This is a genomic window from Exiguobacterium sp. s138 (assembly GCF_018618775.1).
Classification (GTDB): Bacteria; Bacillota; Bacilli; order Exiguobacteriales; family Exiguobacteriaceae; genus Exiguobacterium_A; species Exiguobacterium_A artemiae.
Window position 1 is genome coordinate 466,588 of record NZ_JACSMW010000002.1, and the last position, 17,111, is coordinate 483,698.

The 17,111-nt window shown below is 48.3% G+C and carries 15 protein-coding genes and 1 pseudogene; 12 read left to right on the forward strand and 4 right to left on the reverse strand.

Annotation, left to right across the window (positions count from 1 at the left end; all coding sequences use genetic code 11):
• Positions 1 to 58: 58 nt before the first annotated feature.
• Positions 59 to 1,522 carry a potassium/proton antiporter gene (locus KNP91_RS06265; RefSeq protein ID WP_214849196.1) on the reverse strand — a complete coding sequence of 488 codons (1,464 nt, stop codon included), beginning with the start codon at positions 1,520 to 1,522 and terminating at the stop codon, positions 59 to 61.
• Positions 1,523 to 2,086: 564 nt separating this feature from the next.
• Between KNP91_RS06265 and KNP91_RS06270 the strand changes: the two genes are divergently transcribed.
• The 8 genes from KNP91_RS06270 (at position 2,087) to KNP91_RS06305 (ending at position 11,191) form a co-directional block, all read left to right on the forward strand.
• Positions 2,087 to 2,572: a GNAT family N-acetyltransferase gene (locus KNP91_RS06270; protein ID WP_012370490.1), complete on the forward strand. Its 486-nt coding sequence runs from the start codon at positions 2,087 to 2,089 to the stop codon at positions 2,570 to 2,572.
• Positions 2,573 to 2,645: 73 nt separating this feature from the next.
• A complete protein-coding gene (locus KNP91_RS06275) occupies positions 2,646 to 3,695 on the forward strand; it encodes an oxidoreductase (protein WP_214849199.1) in 1,050 nt (349 codons plus the stop codon).
• Positions 3,696 to 3,869: 174 nt separating this feature from the next.
• Positions 3,870 to 4,952: a C39 family peptidase gene (locus KNP91_RS06280; protein WP_214849201.1), complete on the forward strand. Its 1,083-nt coding sequence runs from the start codon at positions 3,870 to 3,872 to the stop codon at positions 4,950 to 4,952.
• Positions 4,953 to 5,099: 147 nt separating this feature from the next.
• Complete coding sequence (locus KNP91_RS06285; protein ID WP_214849202.1) at positions 5,100 to 6,764, forward strand: DUF2339 domain-containing protein; 1,665 nt, start codon at positions 5,100 to 5,102, stop codon at positions 6,762 to 6,764.
• A 129-nt stretch (positions 6,765 to 6,893) separates the two neighbouring features.
• On the forward strand, positions 6,894 to 7,724 hold the full coding sequence (gene efeO, locus KNP91_RS06290; protein WP_214767015.1) for an iron uptake system protein EfeO: 831 nt from the start codon (positions 6,894 to 6,896) through the stop codon (positions 7,722 to 7,724).
• 3 nt (positions 7,725 to 7,727) lie between these two features.
• Positions 7,728 to 8,969, forward strand: a complete 1,242-nt coding sequence (gene efeB / locus KNP91_RS06295; protein WP_214849203.1) for an iron uptake transporter deferrochelatase/peroxidase subunit — start codon at positions 7,728 to 7,730, stop codon at positions 8,967 to 8,969.
• On the forward strand, positions 8,953 to 10,635 hold the full coding sequence (locus tag KNP91_RS06300; RefSeq protein ID WP_214849422.1) for an FTR1 family iron permease: 1,683 nt from the start codon (positions 8,953 to 8,955) through the stop codon (positions 10,633 to 10,635). Before efeB ends, KNP91_RS06300 begins: the two co-directional genes overlap by 17 nt.
• A 94-nt stretch (positions 10,636 to 10,729) precedes the next feature.
• Complete coding sequence (locus KNP91_RS06305) at positions 10,730 to 11,191, forward strand: YflT domain-containing protein (RefSeq protein ID WP_114595719.1); 462 nt, start codon at positions 10,730 to 10,732, stop codon at positions 11,189 to 11,191.
• A gap of 119 nt (positions 11,192 to 11,310) precedes the next feature.
• Here the strand turns inward: KNP91_RS06305 and KNP91_RS15790 are convergent, their stop codons facing one another.
• Positions 11,311 to 11,640 (reverse strand): YolD-like family protein, encoded by a 330-nt coding sequence (locus KNP91_RS15790; RefSeq protein ID WP_214849204.1) that lies wholly within the window; start codon positions 11,638 to 11,640, stop codon positions 11,311 to 11,313.
• Positions 11,641 to 11,835: 195 nt separating this feature from the next.
• On the opposite strand from KNP91_RS15790, the gene KNP91_RS06315 reads away from it, so the two are divergent.
• Positions 11,836 to 12,504, forward strand: coding sequence for a hypothetical protein (locus KNP91_RS06315; RefSeq protein WP_012370482.1), 669 nt, complete (start codon positions 11,836 to 11,838; stop codon positions 12,502 to 12,504).
• Here KNP91_RS06315 and KNP91_RS06320 read toward each other — a convergent pair.
• Positions 12,490 to 13,338 carry an alpha/beta fold hydrolase gene (locus tag KNP91_RS06320; RefSeq protein WP_214849206.1) on the reverse strand — a complete coding sequence of 283 codons (849 nt, stop codon included), beginning with the start codon at positions 13,336 to 13,338 and terminating at the stop codon, positions 12,490 to 12,492. The genes KNP91_RS06315 and KNP91_RS06320 overlap by 15 nt on opposite strands.
• Positions 13,339 to 13,450: 112 nt before the next feature.
• On the opposite strand from KNP91_RS06320, the gene KNP91_RS06325 reads away from it, so the two are divergent.
• Together KNP91_RS06325 and KNP91_RS06330 are read left to right on the forward strand one after the other, a co-directional pair.
• Complete coding sequence (locus KNP91_RS06325; RefSeq protein WP_214767023.1) at positions 13,451 to 14,476, forward strand: helix-turn-helix transcriptional regulator; 1,026 nt, start codon at positions 13,451 to 13,453, stop codon at positions 14,474 to 14,476.
• A gap of 142 nt (positions 14,477 to 14,618) precedes the next feature.
• Complete coding sequence (locus KNP91_RS06330; RefSeq protein ID WP_214849210.1) at positions 14,619 to 14,945, forward strand: hypothetical protein; 327 nt, start codon at positions 14,619 to 14,621, stop codon at positions 14,943 to 14,945.
• A 174-nt stretch (positions 14,946 to 15,119) separates the two neighbouring features.
• Here KNP91_RS06330 and KNP91_RS15700 read toward each other — a convergent pair.
• Positions 15,120 to 15,410 (reverse strand): annotated as a pseudogene (locus KNP91_RS15700) (transposase); the annotation flags it as partial.
• 904 nt (positions 15,411 to 16,314) lie between these two features.
• Between KNP91_RS15700 and KNP91_RS06340 the strand changes: the two are divergent.
• Positions 16,315 to 17,100 carry a polymorphic toxin type 44 domain-containing protein gene (locus KNP91_RS06340; RefSeq protein WP_052294386.1) on the forward strand — a complete coding sequence of 262 codons (786 nt, stop codon included), beginning with the start codon at positions 16,315 to 16,317 and terminating at the stop codon, positions 17,098 to 17,100.
• Positions 17,101 to 17,111: the final 11 nt, after the last annotated feature.

Here is a 17,111-nt window from a genome sequence, read left to right on the forward strand (position 1 = left end):
TTGCCGGAAAAAGAAGAAATAAAAAGACCGGACGCCCTCAGGTGTCCGGTCTTTTGTCTTAGATTCCAAGGGACGCAATCAGTTTCCGGATCCGTTCTTCCGACTGTTTCGGCGTCAGGATCAACAGTTGATCGCCTCCGATTAACCGGGTTTGTCCCCGCGGTGTGATGATGGCATTCTGCCGGATGACGGCGACGACCAGCAAATCCTGCGGCATCTCAATCTCCTGCAGTGTTTTCCCGTCGATGCGGCAATAGGACGGGACACTGACTTCGACGATTTCGGCATTCGGATTCGCGACCGTCATGAACTGAATCAACGGTTCAATGTCGATGGTCGGTTTCGCATCAAGCTTCATCAGCTTGACGACCCACGGCAAGGCAGTCCCTTGCAGGAGAGCCGATGTCATGACGGTGAAAAAAACGATATTAAATAACGGATAGGCGTCCGGTAAGCCACTCGACAAAGGATATGTCGCAAGGATGATCGGCACAGCGCCGCGTAAGCCGGCGGCCGTGATGGCACTCTGTTCGCGGAAGTTATAACGAAAAGGCAACAGGGATAAATAGACGGCGAGCGGACGGGCAACGAGAATCAACGTCAAGACGATGACACCGGAGACGAACAGTGTATGCGGATCGAACAGTTGCCTCGGGAAAACGAGCAGTCCGAGCATGATGAACATGCCGACTTCCGCCAAGTGAGACAGGCTGCCACTGAACCGGACGAGAATATCCCGGTAAATCAAATCATGGTTGCTGAGCCATATTCCGGTCACGTAGACGGCTAAAAAACCGCTCGCATGAAGGCTGGTTGCGACGCCGTAGGAAAGGAGTGCGCCGCTGATCAAAAGCGTCGGGTAGAGGGCCGACGACTGCAACTGGATGCGGTTCATCAAGGACGTCAACAACCAGCCGACGAACAGACCGATTACAAGACCAAGGCCCATCTCGTAAAATAACAGCAAGATGCCGCGTAAGGCGGAAAATGCTGCCGGATCCAAAGCGAATTCCGTGAACAGGATCGTCAGGAAAACGGCCATCGGGTCATTTGTTCCGGACTCCGCTTCGAGCGTATGCTTCACTTTTTGATCGATCGGACGACCGTTCAGCAGGGAAAAGACGGCAGCGGCATCGGTCGAGCCGATCAAGGCCCCGATCAGTAAGGCGATCGGCCAACTGAAATCAAGCAAGTAATGCGCGACGCCGGCAATCAGCCCGGTCGTGACGAGGACACCGACGGTTGCGAGGGATAACGCTGCCGGCAGTACGGTTTTGAAATCCCGCCATTTCGTATTTAAACCGCCGTCAAACAAGATGATGACGAGTGCGATTGTACCGAACAGACGGGCTTGTTCGAAGTCGGCGAAATCAATCAAGCCGGAGACATCCGTTCCGGCCAGAATACCGACAAACACAAACAGAATCAGGGTCGGGACGTTCAGACGGACAGAAAATTTCGTCGTGACGATGGCAAGCAACAAGAGAATACCGGCCAGCAACAGGACGGTTCCTTCGTTCATAGGCGATCCCTTCCTTCAATGAAAGACGTCTTTTCTTTAGTATACGTCATTCGTTGCGGTTGCTTTAGAAAATAGTTTGCCGGAAGATGTGTATAAATCCGTAAAAAAAGGAAAACACGTATCATAATGGATCATTGATTGAAGAAAGAGGAGGCATCTTATATGAACATCTGTGTAGTCACAGGAGCAAACTCCGGCATGGGTATGGTAACGATTCAAGAATTACTGGAACGCGGATTCCGCGCCGCGACTCAGTAACCCAGTCGTAGAAGATGAGGCATACCGTCAACAAGCCCGCGCACTGTCCAAACGTTGGGTCGGATTGGACTAAACGGTTTAAAAAAAGGTCTACCGACTCGTGGGAAGTCGGTAGACCTGTGTTGTGCAGACTGGGGGTCTGTTCACTCCTTGACTATACAGTATCGAGATATAGAATCTGAAACTATGAAAAAATTTACAAACTCATGCGTTTTTGTGATTTTTGCAGGACTTTATGCAAAACGGTTTTCTTCTGGGTTCACTTTCGTTAGGATGAAGGAGAATTTTTTTTACAGGAGGAACACTATGATACGACTAGCTACTGAACAGGACGTTAAACAGATTGCGACCCTGTTGCGCGAAAAAGCCGAATTGTTTCAAGCACGCGGGAGCCAGCAGTGGTCCGCTTACCTGAAGGAAGATTTACAGCAACTGGTCGCAAACGATTTGGCAGCCGGGCGACTGTATGTCTTTGAACAGGGGGCGGAACTGCTCGGTTCGATTGCGCTGTTACCGTCGCTCGCCTGGGATCAGACGTTGTGGCCGGATACGGAAGGGCTGTACATCCACCGGATTGTCGTCAGCGAGACGGCAAAAGGTCTTGGCGTCGGCAAACAACTGTTGCGGCATGTCATCGCGGTCACGACGGCAGAGCAGGAACGGTTGCGTCTCGACTGTCTTGCGACAAACGACTTCTTGAACCGTTATTATGCGTCCTTTGGTTTTGAGCCTCAAGGGATTCGTGACGGTTTTGCGACATATGAGTATAAGGAAACACCGGTTCTGAAATAACGGGACATTTAGATAGGACAAGTTCTGTCTGCTTTGGTATGGTTAGAAAAAGAATGTTTCGAGGAGTGATCGGATGCGACTTCAGATTGGTTTTATCGGCTTCGGAAAAAGTACGACCCGGTATCATCTGCCCTACGTCATGATTGAGGACCATTTTGATATCACCTGGATTTATAATCGAAAAGCAAAACCGGAATTAGAGACAACCTATGCGTCTCGATTGCCGCATGTCCGCTTTACAACGGATTTGGACACGATGCTGAACGATCCCGAGCTTCAGGTCGTTGTCATCAACACCCCGCCGGCGACGCATTTCGCCTACGCCCTGCAAGCCTTGCAACACGGAAAACATGTGTTGGTCGAAAAACCGTTCACCGTGACGGAGCACGAGACGCACCGGTTGTTCGAGGAAGCAGACCGGCAAGGGGTCAAGCTGCTGGCGTATCAAAACCGGCGTTTTGACAGCGATTTTCAAGTCGTCGAACAAGTCATCCGTTCGGGCAAGCTCGGACGACTCGTCGAAGTGGTCTCACACTTCGACCTTTACCGGCCGGACGCGGCTCCGGCCATTCCGCGTCCGGAAAACGGTGCCTTATACGGTCTAGGTGTCCATACGATTGATCAAATCGTCGCCCTGTTCGGGAAACCGGACCGGGTCGGGTACGATATCCGGACGGTCCGCCTAGCTGGCAATCCGGATGATACGTTTGCCCTCGATTTCTATTATCCGGACTTAAAAGTCAGCGTCCGGACCAGTCATATCGCGTTAGCGGGTGCTCCGCGCTGGATGCTTCACGGCACAAACGGAACGTTCATCAAACAGCATATCGACCGGCAGGAACTCGATCTCAAAGCAAACTACTTCCCGGGAGAAGAAGGATTTGGTGAAGACTCAGAAGATGATTTCGGTCGTCTGTTGTACCATGACGATCACGGTCATCTCCAGGATGTCCGGATTCCAAGCCCGGTCGGAGACTACGGCAAATTATATCGTGCCTTTTATGAAAGTATCGTCCACGGGACACCGTTGCCCGTCTCCGAAGCCGATACGAAACTCGTTGCACACTTGATGGAGCAGGCTTTTTCAAAACCGTCCCCGTTCATTTTAGAGCTTCAAAACTGATTTTTACTAAATATCAATATAATTACATCTCAGCAATCTGTCTATACAGAGCTGAGATTTTTTGTTATAAAGAAAAAGATATCGCAATTTTTCAGAATTTTCTTGTGGAATATTGATTAAAATTCCAAAAAGATGGGAAAAATGTGTGTATTACAGAAAATAAGGGGGTTTATCATGAAAAAAATCATTACGTCCTTCATTTTGGCAGGTGTTTTGTTCGGTGTGTTCAGTCCATCGCTCATCGCAGAAGCTGCCACGAAGCTGACGGTCACGACAGATGTATTACGTGTGCGTGAGAAACCATCGACAACAAGTAAAATCTTGGGGAAAATCACAAAAGGAGCCGTCTATACTTCAAACGGGATGTCCGGCAGTTGGTATAAAATCACGTACAAATCAAAACCGGGTTACATACACAAAGATTATGTCCGGACGTCGACGACATCGAAGTATACGTCGACCGGGGCACGTTATACGACGGTCGGGACATTAAACGTCAGAACCGCTCCGAGTACGACGGCGAAAACCGTCACACAACTGAACAAAGGTGTAAAGGTTGCGTCTTACGGAACATCCGGCAGCTGGACACGTATTTTATACAACGGCAGCTACCGTTACGTGTCGACACAGTATTTGACGAAAACGGCACCAAGCAGCAGTTCGTCGAAACAATTGAACGTCCCGTATTACAACCAGTATACGCTCGGTTATCCGTCAGGCTGTGAATTCGTTTCACTGAAAATGGCACTCGAATACAAGAAAAAGGCCGTTTCCGCGTCTTCCTTATATAACCAGATGCCAAAAAGCATGACAAATGCGACCTATAAAAACGGTAAGTATTACTGGGCCGATCCGGAAAAAATGTTTACCGGAAATCCGGCAGGAACACTTGATTATTATAAAAACTGGGGTATTTATCCGAAAGGCATCCTGCCGCTCGCGAAAAAATACCGCAGCGGTGCTGCTGATATCTCGAAACAAGGGGTCAGCAAAATTGAAAGTGAAATCCGTAACGGAAACCCGGTCATCGTCTGGGCGACCGTCGATTTCAAAAATCCGTACGGTTACTTCTCTTGGATCAAGCCGGACGGTAAAACGTTTACCGGTTACCGCAACTACCATGTCATGCTCGTGACAGGTGTCTCAAGCAGTGCGTTTACGGTATCCGATCCCTACCGTGGAAAATATACGGTCAGCCGTTCACAATTTACGTCTGTTTACAACACGACAGGACAGTACGCGTTATCTGTCCGTTAATCGATTGACCGGTGAAGCGGTTGGCTTCACCGGTTTTTTTTATGCGGTCGACCAAGGGCGCTTTTTTAAAGAAATGGGAATCGATTTAAAAATCGTGTAAAATAATGACAACCTCTGTAAGTTCTTCTTGAAAGGAGTGGTGAAGAAATGGATGACCAACGACTGGAACAGCTGGAACAGGAAATCGTCCGCTTAAAGGCTCGTGTCGATCAATTGGAACACCAATCGGCAAAAGAATTGCCGCCGGAACCGGTCTCTTCCGTGACGCGCCCAGCCGTCCGACCGGCGTTCGTCAAAAAAACCCGGACACCCGTCGTGAAAAAAGCCCGAACACGGGAGGAATGGGAAAACGTCCTCGCGACGGTCTGGTTACCGCGGATCGGGGCGATTTTTGCAGCAATCGGGGCGATTTTTCTGTTTTCCTATGCGTCACTTGCCGGACTGATCAGCCCGGCGGTCCGGATCGGAAGTGGTGTCGTCATCGGTCTGCTCGTCATGGCGCTCGGAGAATTTCAGTATGAGAAGAAACGACGTGAGCTCGGCGTCGGGCTTGTCGCGACCGGAACGATCGTCTCCTTGTCGGCGTTATTTGCCGGTATGGCCTTATATCAATTTTATCCACCGCTGTTGGCCTTTTTCTTAGAGATTGTCGTACTCGCGATCGCATATGGATTAATGTTGTGGATGCGTTCGACGGCATTGCTGGTGCTGGTTTCGATTACCGGCTTTTTATTGCCGTTTCTTCAGTTGACGGACGAGCCGAACGTCTTCCTCTTTTTACTGTACGAAGTGCTGTTGTTTACCGCCTTGCTATTTGCTGTCCTTCGTCTGAAAGCGGTCAAGGCGTACCCGGTTGCTGCCGGCGTCTTTTTCCTGGCGCTTGTTTTCGGCAGTCTCACTGTCAATTTTGAGACACGTCCTCTGATTGATGAAGTGACGTTACTCGTTGCCTCTGTTATGGCTTATCTCGGTCTCGCCTATATCGGGACGCGACTGCCGCTCACGTATAACTATCCGAGCTGGATAGCGAGCGGGTTCGTCCTGCTCAGTCTGTCCGTGATCGATTGGCCGTATGGTTACGGACTCGCGGTTCTGTTTGCACTACTCGCTTACGTCGTCGCGAATCAAACGAAAGACGCGTGGCAAAATGGTGTCGGTCATGTCGCCGTTCTGTTTGCGATTTCGCAGATACCGGTCGATCCACTGAGTTTCGGTGATCAATTCCGTTCAATTCTCTACGCTCTCGCGATTGCCGGTTTATGGTTCGTCAAACGTCAGCAAGTACCACACCAACGATTTTTCGGGATTGTCGTGTATGTGATGTTCGTGTTGTATACGATCGGAACATATGAAACGTACCGCTTCAACGATCAGTCGTATGCCGTCTCCGTTTTCGGTCTGACACTTGCAACAACAGCGTTCATCGTTCTGCTCGTTCGGACGCACGAGGAAGCAGTGTGGCGGAAATATTGGCAGCTTGTGCTGTTTTTCGCCGCTGCCGGTGTGTTCGTCACCTATACGCTGATCGTAATGGAACTGCCGTTTTACGCGGCGCTTGATCAAACGGATCGTAGTACGACGTTATCTGTTGCCTACATCCTGTTATCGTTTGTACTCGTGGCAATCGGCCGGATTCGCGGGACAGCGGCCTGGCGCCTGTCCGGTCTACTGTTGTTGTCGGTCAGTGCCGTCAAACTGTTGTTGTTTGACTTGTCATTCTTGTCGTTGATTCAAAAAGCGTTTGTATTTATCGGCTTCGGCATCGTGGCCTTTATCATTTCGCGAACGTATTTCAAGAAACGTGAATCCTGAATCAGTCATCCTCCCTCCAGACAGCGCCGTCTGAAAGGGAGGATTTTTTTATTGAAATATATTGATAACGATTATCATTATCGACTATACTGATTGATGAACTTACTTAACGATCAGGGGGAACCATCCATGCGACATACAAAAACACTGGCCATCGGACTTTTATCGATGACGGCTTTACTGGCAGCCTGTAACGAACAAACCGCGACGACGAAACCGGCGACGCCCAAGCCAGACCCGTTCAAACAGGTCGTGGCCGATTACCGGACCTATGCGATTGCAGAACTGGAACAGTTTACGAAACAGACGGAAGCGTTCACGACAGCGGTCAAAGAGGGTGACTTGGCAGAGGCAAAAGCGCTCTACGCACCAACGCGGATGCATTATGAACGGGCGGAACCGATTGCCGAAGTATTCGGGGATCTCGATCCGAAAATCGATGCCCGTGAAGGGGATGTTAAGGAATCGGAATGGGGCGGCTATCACCGGATCGAACAAGGACTGTTTGAAAAAGGGACGACCGAAGGATATGAAGGATACGCCGATCAATTGATGCAGGATGTTCATCTGCTCCGGGCAAAAGTCGAAACCGTCGAGGTGACGCCGGAACTGCTTGTCACCGGGGCGACTGATTTATTGAACGAAGTTTCGACGTCGAAAGTAACAGGGGAAGAAGACCGCTATTCCCACACGGACTTGTATGATTTTGCAGCCAATGTTCAAGGGGCGGAAAAAATTTATCAACTGTTGAACCCGGCGCTTCAAAAACAGGATGCCGCTTTGTCAAAAGAGATTGCCGCCCGCTTTGCTGATGTCAACGGTTTACTGGAAGCCAAAAAGAAAGAGGATGGGTATGTTCTCTATACCGCGTTATCCAAAGCGGACGTCAAACAATTGAGTCAAGCCATCAACGAGCTGGCCGAGCCGCTCTCGAAGATGGGGATCGTACTGGAGGGCTGATCGATGACACGAACTACTTTAGAAGCGGGCGTTACACGGCGTGACGTCCTGAAAGTTGCCGGACTGACCGGACTCGGAGCTGCGCTTTACGCGAGCGGGCTCGAACGGTGGTTACCGCGTGCCTTGACCGCCGAAGCGACGGATCAGGTCCCGTTCTACGGCAAGTATCAGGCGGGTATCCTGACACCGCCCCAAAATCATGTCCAGATCGTCGCCTTTGATGTCCAGACGACACGACGCGATGAATTGATTGACCTCTTGAAACGCTGGACACGGGCATGCGCCCGGCTAACCGCTGGCTTGCCGCTCGGTGACTCGGACAGTCTGTACGTCCCGCCGGAAGATACGGGGGAGGCGGAAGGGCTGTCAGCGAGCCATCTGACGTTTACGTTCGGTTGCGGACACGGTCTGTTTGCGGACGACCGGTTCGAAATCGGTCATAAGCGTCCGAATCTGCTCCGGGAGTTGCCGGCTTTTGATCTTGATCAGCTCGACCCGAAATGGGCGGGCGGAGATCTTGTCGTTCAGATTTGTGCCGACGATCAACAAGTCGTGTTTCATGCGTTGCGGAACTTGACCCGAATCGGTCGGGGCGTCGTCAAAATCCGCTGGACCCAGACCGGTTTCCAACGGTCAAAAGCAGCGGATGCAACAGGAGGGACACCACGGAATCTGTTTGGATTCAAGGATGGAACCGGAAATCCGGATGTCTCGCAGCCTGCTATTCGGAATAAACACCTCTTTTATCAGTGGCAGGACGGCTCACCATGGATGACAAACGGCAGTTTTCTTGTCGTCCGCCGGATTCAGATGCATCTTGAAGTCTGGGACCGGACGATTTTGAAAGAACAGGAGCGCACCTTCGGCCGGGACCGGGCATCCGGCGCACCACTCGGTTCAAAAGACGAATTTGCATCCGTGACGCCAAGTAAACGAACGGCACGCGGGGAAGCCTCACTTCCGAAAGATTCGCATACGGCGGTCGCGCACGGATCAGGTGAAGCACAGTTGTTACGCCGCTCCTACTCCTATCAGGCGGGCATCAATGAAACAACCGGGGCACTCGATGCCGGCTTGTTGTTTTTATCGTACCAGCGGTCACCGGAACAGTTCATCACGATTCAGCGGCGTTTAGCGGCGTCCGATCGTTTAAATGAATACATTACCCACCGCGGCAGTGCTCTTTTCGCCTGTTTCGGCGGGATTCAAAAAGGAGGCTACATCGGTGATGCGCTCTTTGCTTAACGTGTTCCTGGCACTGTTCCTCTTCACGGCAATCGTCAGTCCGGTTGTCCACGCGGATTCCGAGACAGATGCGCTGTACGTCTCGATTGGTCAAGCGTTGTCAGCAGTCAATGACAACGACCGGAGTACGCTCGGGACGACTTTGAACACACTTGAAAAACAGATTGACCGCCTGCCGGCTTCTGCCGAACAAAAGGTCATTCAACATCGGTTGACAGAAGTTCAGAAACAAACCGCCCTCCCGGAGATCAGACAACGCTTGACGGAACTGTCGACAGCCGTCCGGACGCTGGAGGAAACAGATCAGCCGAAAACAGATCCTGCGGCTAAAAAACGCTTAACAGAGTTGTTCGGCTGGACGAAACAGCTCCGGCAGGCTACGACGATGCCTGAATGTCAGCAGCTGCAATCCGAATTACTGCAGGCGTGGACGGACCGCGAGACCGTCGTCCGGGAAACAAGCATCGGTCATTACGGTCAAGTCGAGATGGGGTTGTCTGCCATCCGAATCGCTTTGGCGCGGGAAAATTTTGATCAGCCGGAGCTGAATGCAGCACTCGATCAGTTTGACGCAAGCATCCGTTCTTTCCTGCAAGGTGATACCGTTCAAGCGGCGGAACAGACAGGATTGTCCGAACTGACAGCCTTGCTGAAACAGACCGATCAGCAACTCGCTGCCGGGAACGTCCCGGCGGCGCAGAAGACGCTGACGGCATTCATCGAACGATGGCCGAGCGGGGAAGGGGAGGTCCGGACCCGGAGCAGTTCTTTATATACGACGATCGAATCGGAAGTGCCGGTGCTGTTGTCACGTTTAGACGAGTCGACGGTTGACGCCACCCGGACCGATTTGGCACCGATCATCACGTCACTTCAGGTCTTGGCGCAGAAAACGACGTATTCTTTTGTCGATGCGATGCTCGTCATGTTACGGGAAGGGCTCGAAGCATTGCTGATCATCAGTGCACTGGTCGCTTTCACTCGAAAAGCCAAGGTGACGGGAGAACGAATGATTTGGAGCGGCGCACTGTTCGGATTACTTGCTAGCGGAGCACTGGCGCTCGTGATTCAACAATTCTTTTCGACGGCACTTGCTGCTGTCGGTCGGGAGCAGATTGAAGGATGGACCGGACTGGCCGCGGTATTGATGATGCTGCTCGTCGGTTCCTGGTTACATTCGAAAACGGTTGTTGCTTCACGGCAAACCGGACTGGCAACAAATCTTGCGGGACGGTCCTTATTCGCCGTCAGCTTTTTGACGATTTTCCGGGAAGGGGCCGAGACACTGCTGTTTTATGTCGGGATGGCACCAGCGATGACGACAACTGCTTTGGCCGGGGGAATCATTTTAGCGATCGGACTGGTCGGTATCTGTTCACTCGCGGTTATTTATTTCGGGGTGCGTCTACCGATCAACCGGCTCTTTTTAGCGGCGACCGGATTGATTTATCTTATGGCCTTTAAAATCTTAGGCGCCAGTCTGCATGCGTTACAACTGACAGGCATCGTGCCGATTCATGCCGTTTCCTACCTGCCAACCGTTTCCTGGATCGGTTTTTATCCGACGTACGAAACGATGATACCGCAAATCTTGTTATGTCTGGTGGTCGGGCTGACGTTAGTATTGAAACGGCGTCCGGCGGTCCGTTTGCGAAAAACCGGTTGATACGTTTTGGCGATTCATGTTTTATTCATTATGTTTCGGGAATAACTTTATATCGAGAGTAGAAAGTCGGCTCGCATGAAGGAGAGGAAACAAGATGATTGAAACTAGAATCGTACGGAACATGACAGCCGTCGACGCAGAAGTGACGAGCTTGAAGTCAAGCGGTTATTCGAATAAACAAATTTACATTTTTGCGAAGGATGAAGAGTTGGCGGAACGGATTGCCAACGACACGCAGACGTTAGCGTATCGTGTAACTAAAAAATCATTTTTCGAGACATTGATGTCGACCGTCCGCAGCAACCGGAAAGACCGGATTGCCCAGTTGTCGGAGCTCGGTATGACGAAAGATGTAGCTGAAGATTTGGAAGAGGAAGTCCGACACGGCCGGATCGTCATCGTGGGCTCAAAATCCGATCTGCTGAATCCGGCGTTTGCCGCCTCTTATGTCGAAGACGAGACAACAGAGTACGGAGCAGGTGTACCAAAGCTCGAAGAGGAAGAAACGACGACAACCTTGCCGGCTGACCAAAATGTCAAGCTAGATAAAAAATAAGGGGTGTCCATGAAATCAGGAACTGACAAGCCGGTCAGTTTTTCAATAGACAAGGGGGACGGATTCAGATCCGTCCCCCTTGTCTGCATGTATAAGAAGATTTTTGGATAACCGGATTTTTATGTGATGGATTCACGGACGTCCATTATTGTGTCAGACGAGATATGACGTCGTAAGCCGGTCGAGGTCTTGATTTTAATGAGACCGCCGGCATGAAAAAGAGCCGTAACCGATCCGGTCAACGTGGTTTCGTTTCCCTGATCCAGATAACGGACCGTCACGGACCGCCCGCTTCGAATAGCATCTTCCAACAGTTTGGAAAAAACCATTTTGGTTTGTGTCGTCGTTCGGACAGGATGTGCTTTGTACAAGTGTTCCAATTGCAGGATATGATTACGTGTCGTGCGTTGTCTCCACTTCCGCTCCGTGCGCTTTTTGGACTGTAACACGTTGTTCCACCTCCGATTGAATCGTTTAGACCACTGCATCAAAAATATTCCCGATTTATTTGGGAGATAAACCCGCTTCAGGAAGAACAAGTCATCCGGTACCGGGAGACAAACAGAAGATGGTTTTGAATGTCCGATTTGCGGAAAAAGACTAAAAGACTAGAAGTATGCCACGAACAGAGGAGGAACTGTCTGATGGAACGAAGTACATTGATTGCTCTTGAAAAACACTTATATGCCGTTCAGCTCGAACTGGACGGACTTGCCCGTCTCATCACGAAACAGTTGATGCAACTCAGTCAAGTCGCCGGGTCTGTCGAACACTTCCGGCGGATGAGTTTTGATTTATATCAAAAACGGGAGACGCTTGACCGGATCCCGCCCCAGGTCTTATATGAAACTGCGTTGGACTACGAAGACTTTCTCGATGAAGAGTTTGACGACATTCCGGCATCCTGGGCATTACGGCAAGATGAAGCGGAAGCGCTCGATCAGTTATGGTGGTTTGAATTTTTCCGGATTCAGGCGGACGTGGAATACTGGTTGAGTCTCTACCTCATCCGGCGCATCCGGGAGGACATCCGGTACGTCCCGCCAGTCATCGAAAAAAATGCATATGCGCTGTCGGATGATGCCCGGCAAGTCTTTTGGCGTCTGTTGCAACGTTCCGTCGCCAAACCGTCGTCGAAAATCAAGGCGAATCAGCTGTCCTGCCGAATGGGCATAGCGGAGATTGCCCGGTATGCCCGCTTTAATTTGGAACGGACCCGCTTGGCAATCGAAGAACTGACGGCGCGGGGAATCATCTCCATTGAGGAAGAAAACGAAAAGCTGAACCTCCGTGTCCGCCTACAAGTGATTTAAGGCGATAAAGCGTTCAATCATTCGTTCGTCGCGACGCGCAGACGGGCCGATCCAAATCAGGTGACCAGGGCTCGCCGACTCGATGAACTGGGCATGCGCAATGGCACGCCGGGCGTAAAGGGCATGTTCGAACGGGACGGCCCGGTCCGCTTTAGAGTGAACGATCAGCACCGGACAACGGATGGCCTGCAGGAGCGGACGATCAATCTGTTGCGTCAAGTCAAACAACACCCCCCGGCCCGGTCCGTTCTGCAATCCGACTTGATACAACAATTGCTGGTCGGCTCCATTTAATTGACGGCGGATCTCGTCCCGCTGCAACAGACTCGTCATTTCAACCATCCGAACGGATGCTTCCTGTGGAAACTTAACCAATTTATCTTTCACGTAATGCCACAGGATCCATTGCACGAGTTGCAGCGGACGCTGAAGGAGCGGTTGGACAAGCCAGTCCTGATAAGGAAGTGAAATCTGGTGTGTCATCGCACAGGCTAGTACGAGCGAACTGACAGCTGGATTACCGCTCGCCAAAGCAATCGCGGTCGGTCCGCCGGCAGAAATGCCGTATACGGTGTAACGTTCGAGGTGACGAGAAGCCAGCCATCTCCGGTAAAAAGCCGCTAACTCGCCGGGCGACGAGGCGACACGGAGCGGCGTTTTTCCATATCCAGGACGAGATGGGACGATGATCCTGTAGCCGGCTTCGATTAATCGTTCGACGTGATAGACTTCCCGGTAATCGGATTGTGTCCCATGAATCAGTAAAATGACGGGACCGGTTCCGCTGTCCCGGTAATCAAATCGGTAACCTTCCCAATCAGCAATGTGTTGCATCCAAATTCTCCTATCTCTTAAATATTTCCATATTATTGTTATTCTTAATTTCTTTTTGAGGTATAATCCAAGTATAATCAAACATCTTATGGATAGGAAATGAGGATGCCCCGTGCCAAATGAAAAATTATCCAATCGGGATCGGTTGTTAGCCGTTCGAGACATTTTTGAGCAGTATTCAGATGAAGAACAGACGTTGACATTAGAAGAATTGAGTACCGAACTGTCGAAAAGAGGACTGATTGAAAAGCTGTCCCGAAAGTCCTTAAAAGAGGACATTGCTGCTTTGGCTAAATCAGGATTCGATATTCATGCGGAAGAAACCAAAAACGGTCTTGCGATTCCGTATCATCTGGTCAGCCGTCCGTTCGAATACCATCATTTACGATTACTCGTGGATGCGATTGCCAGCGCCAAGTTCATCTCTGAGAGTGAAACGGAGGTTCTGGTCCGTAATATTCATACGTTAACGAGTAAACGTCTGGCAAAAACGTTGACGCCGGTCATACATACCGTCAAGAAACCGAAAGGCGTCATCCCGTTTTCGATTGATACCATCCAAAAAGCGATCATCGAACAGGACATCATCAATTTTCAATATCAGGGCAAATTTAACGAACGGACCCGAAAGTTCGAGTTGCGTCGCGACGGGGATTACTATCTCGTCACGCCGGCTCATCTGATCGTCGATAACGGGAACTACTACTTGATTGGACGGGATGAACGGGTCGAAGAGATCCGGACCTACCGCGTGGATCGAATCGTTAATTGCAGTGTCTTTGAGCCGGCCCAGACACCGGTCGAGGTCGAAGCCACTTATTTGAGCAGTATGTTCAATATGTACGGTGGCGAACAGGAACAGTTGACGTTAAAGTTCCATGAGAGCGTCATGCCGACTGTCGTCGACCGGTTCGGGACGGACATTCGTTGCCGGCGTCTCGAAGGGGACTGGTTTGAGGTCAAGGTCGGAGCGCTGTTTTCCCAAGGTTTCATGATGTGGTTGATTCAGTTTGCGGAGCAAGCGGAGATTTTGGAGCCGGCTCTTTGCCGGGAGGCCTTCAAGAATAAAGTGTTGGAGCTTGCCAAGGTGTATCAAGCAGGTGTTCCGGTCAGTCCACAGATGAATGAAAGTGTCTAAAACGAACAGAGAAGATTTTTTGCTGAAGGGAGCAGAAGATCTTTTTTTGTCGTTTTTTGTCGTATATTCATATTTGAATATTTTTAAGAACTTTTTCCGATTACCATTAAGGATATCTTATTTTTGTTACAGGAGGGGCATCATGCAACATATGGAAAAACCACGGATGGGAAGCGTTATTGCGGGCGTGTCATACCTCTTTTTCATCTGTTTATCCTACACGTCTTGGTATTTATTATCGATTTTCGCCTTTAATCTACTCTTTAGTACAGAGCTTTTAATGTCCATGGATCTTGTGGTCTTCGGCTTTAGTCCTTTATTTGCATCAGGAATCACGATGTTTTCACTGAAAGTGCTGAAACGGCATGCTCAGCCGAAATTCGCACCCTACATATTGTTAGTCTATAGTGTCTCGACCAGTGTCTTGATCTATTATTCCGTCATCTACTCGATGTTGCCGCGGATCTGACGACGCTTGCATGGTCCCGTCTTTTGGAATATGCTACGTGTAGAGTACCAGCATGTCTTGGAGGAGGGGATACGATGAATACACAGTATATCCTGGACTGGATGCCACTCGTGCTTCCGGTTGCTGCCATCGTCTTTATTGTTATCATAGCGCGTAAAGCGTCTAAAATTGATTCTAAATAAGAAAAAGAAATCGGAGCACCTTTTCAGATTGTAGACAAACCCTCATTTCAACGTTGAAATGAGGGTTTGTCTTATGTAGTCGTATAAAATAGTATGAAAAACAAGGATTCCCACCGGAATCCCATAACCAGTTCGCCAATTTTTTGAGGTTCAAGGCACTAAAAGTAAGCATCGCTTGTAGCGTTGTTTTTTTCAGACCACGATATCGGGCCCAACGCATGCCATGCTTTTCTTTTGCATCTGCGAAGACACGTTCGATGGTCTCCTGTCGTTTTTGATACAATGCCCGATTCACAAGAGTATGCCGTTTGAATAAGGAAAGAGGTGGCCCGCAGTAGATTAATCCACTGCGGGCCATAGAAGGTTTGTTTTCAGCTCATGTGGATTCACGGAAGATGCTAGATGTTATTGAAGAAATTGGGGAATAACTATGTGTACCTATATAGCTTTAATATCTTTTGCTATCTTTGAGTAGTTTACTTTCTGTAAGCTTTTATCTCTCTTAAAAAGAGACGATTGAAAAGCTTTCTGACTGATGTAAGGCATTACACTGCTATGCACCTGCCGGAACGGTAGAGATACGAGTCACTGATTGGTGCGAGATATTTCTAAGTTCTTCTAATCCTTGCGAGGAAAGGAAAGGAATGAAGCGTTAAACGACAAATGGTCTTGTTTAGTATCTTACTTACAGATACATATCGATTTTTTTAATTACGTGCTGAATGAACATTATCCATTTCAGCCTATGTTTTGTACCTAGTCTTCATAATAATTTAAGAGAATAAAGAGCCGATCAAATCCACTATTCCTGTTACGAATAAGAATGCTAAGTTAATTATAAGGGTAACTAACATCCCAATAGTTGCTTTTTTATCATTGAATGAACTTACTTTTATTAATAATAATATTGAACACAAACAAGTAATAAAGCTGAAAGCGAGACCAAGATGTATAGGTGCTGTTGAAAAAATAGATGAAATAAATTTAAAAAAATCATAATTAAAAAAAGAATTATAAATAAATAAAAATAACAAAAATGTAATAGTATATAATAACCAGCGTATTTTTTTCATAAACGCTCCTTTCTAAAGAGATATTCAAAAAAAGATATCCCTAAAAAATTAATTTAAATCTATCTCAAGTCAATTTAATCCTATAATATTTGAGGATGGAAGGGGAGTTTTATTTTGAAAAGAAAAATAATGATTAGTTTATCTATGTATTTTTTAATTACATCATCTTCTCAACACTTGGTAAAGGCCGAAGACTCTGATGTAAATGATGATCCTGTAGGTACATACAGTGCAATTAATCCTGGTGGGGATGTGACGGCATCGTTTTCCTCAAAAATGTTAAAGAATGCCGCATCACTTTATCAATATACAATATCCGATAAAACATATCCTATAGGCACGGGATACTATTTCACTGGAAAGGTTAATAGTAGAGGTCCTTGGGATTACAAGCATGCGTATGGAGTAAATGACAGATATGTATTCGGTGGAAGAGTGATGAAAGGTGAAGATTTAGGGAATATGCATTTTGGATATGTTGGACGGTTTGGTGGATTTCAGCCGAAAGTACTTTTAGTAGCAGCAGGTGCAGTGCAAATTAAATGTAAAACTTCAAATGTAAATTGGTATAAGTCTTATTTCGATGATCCAAACGACCAAAAAAGTATAAAAATAGGAATCAACTATGCAGATAATAAAAACTTGCCGACTAAGTCATCTAATTCTAGTGTTACATATCAATCTTTATCTAAAACAAATCTTAAAACAGAAGCAATTCAAGAAGGAATAAATCAAAACAATATGAGTTTTCCAAACGGAATGACAGAATCTCAGTTCTTGAATCAATTAAGTTTTAAAGAAAGAACACAAATAATCAATGAAGCAAATAAAAATTCTGAAGAAATTTTAAATGACCCTGCATATGAAAATATTTTAAACGAATATGATATTGTTAATTAAAAGTTGACAAT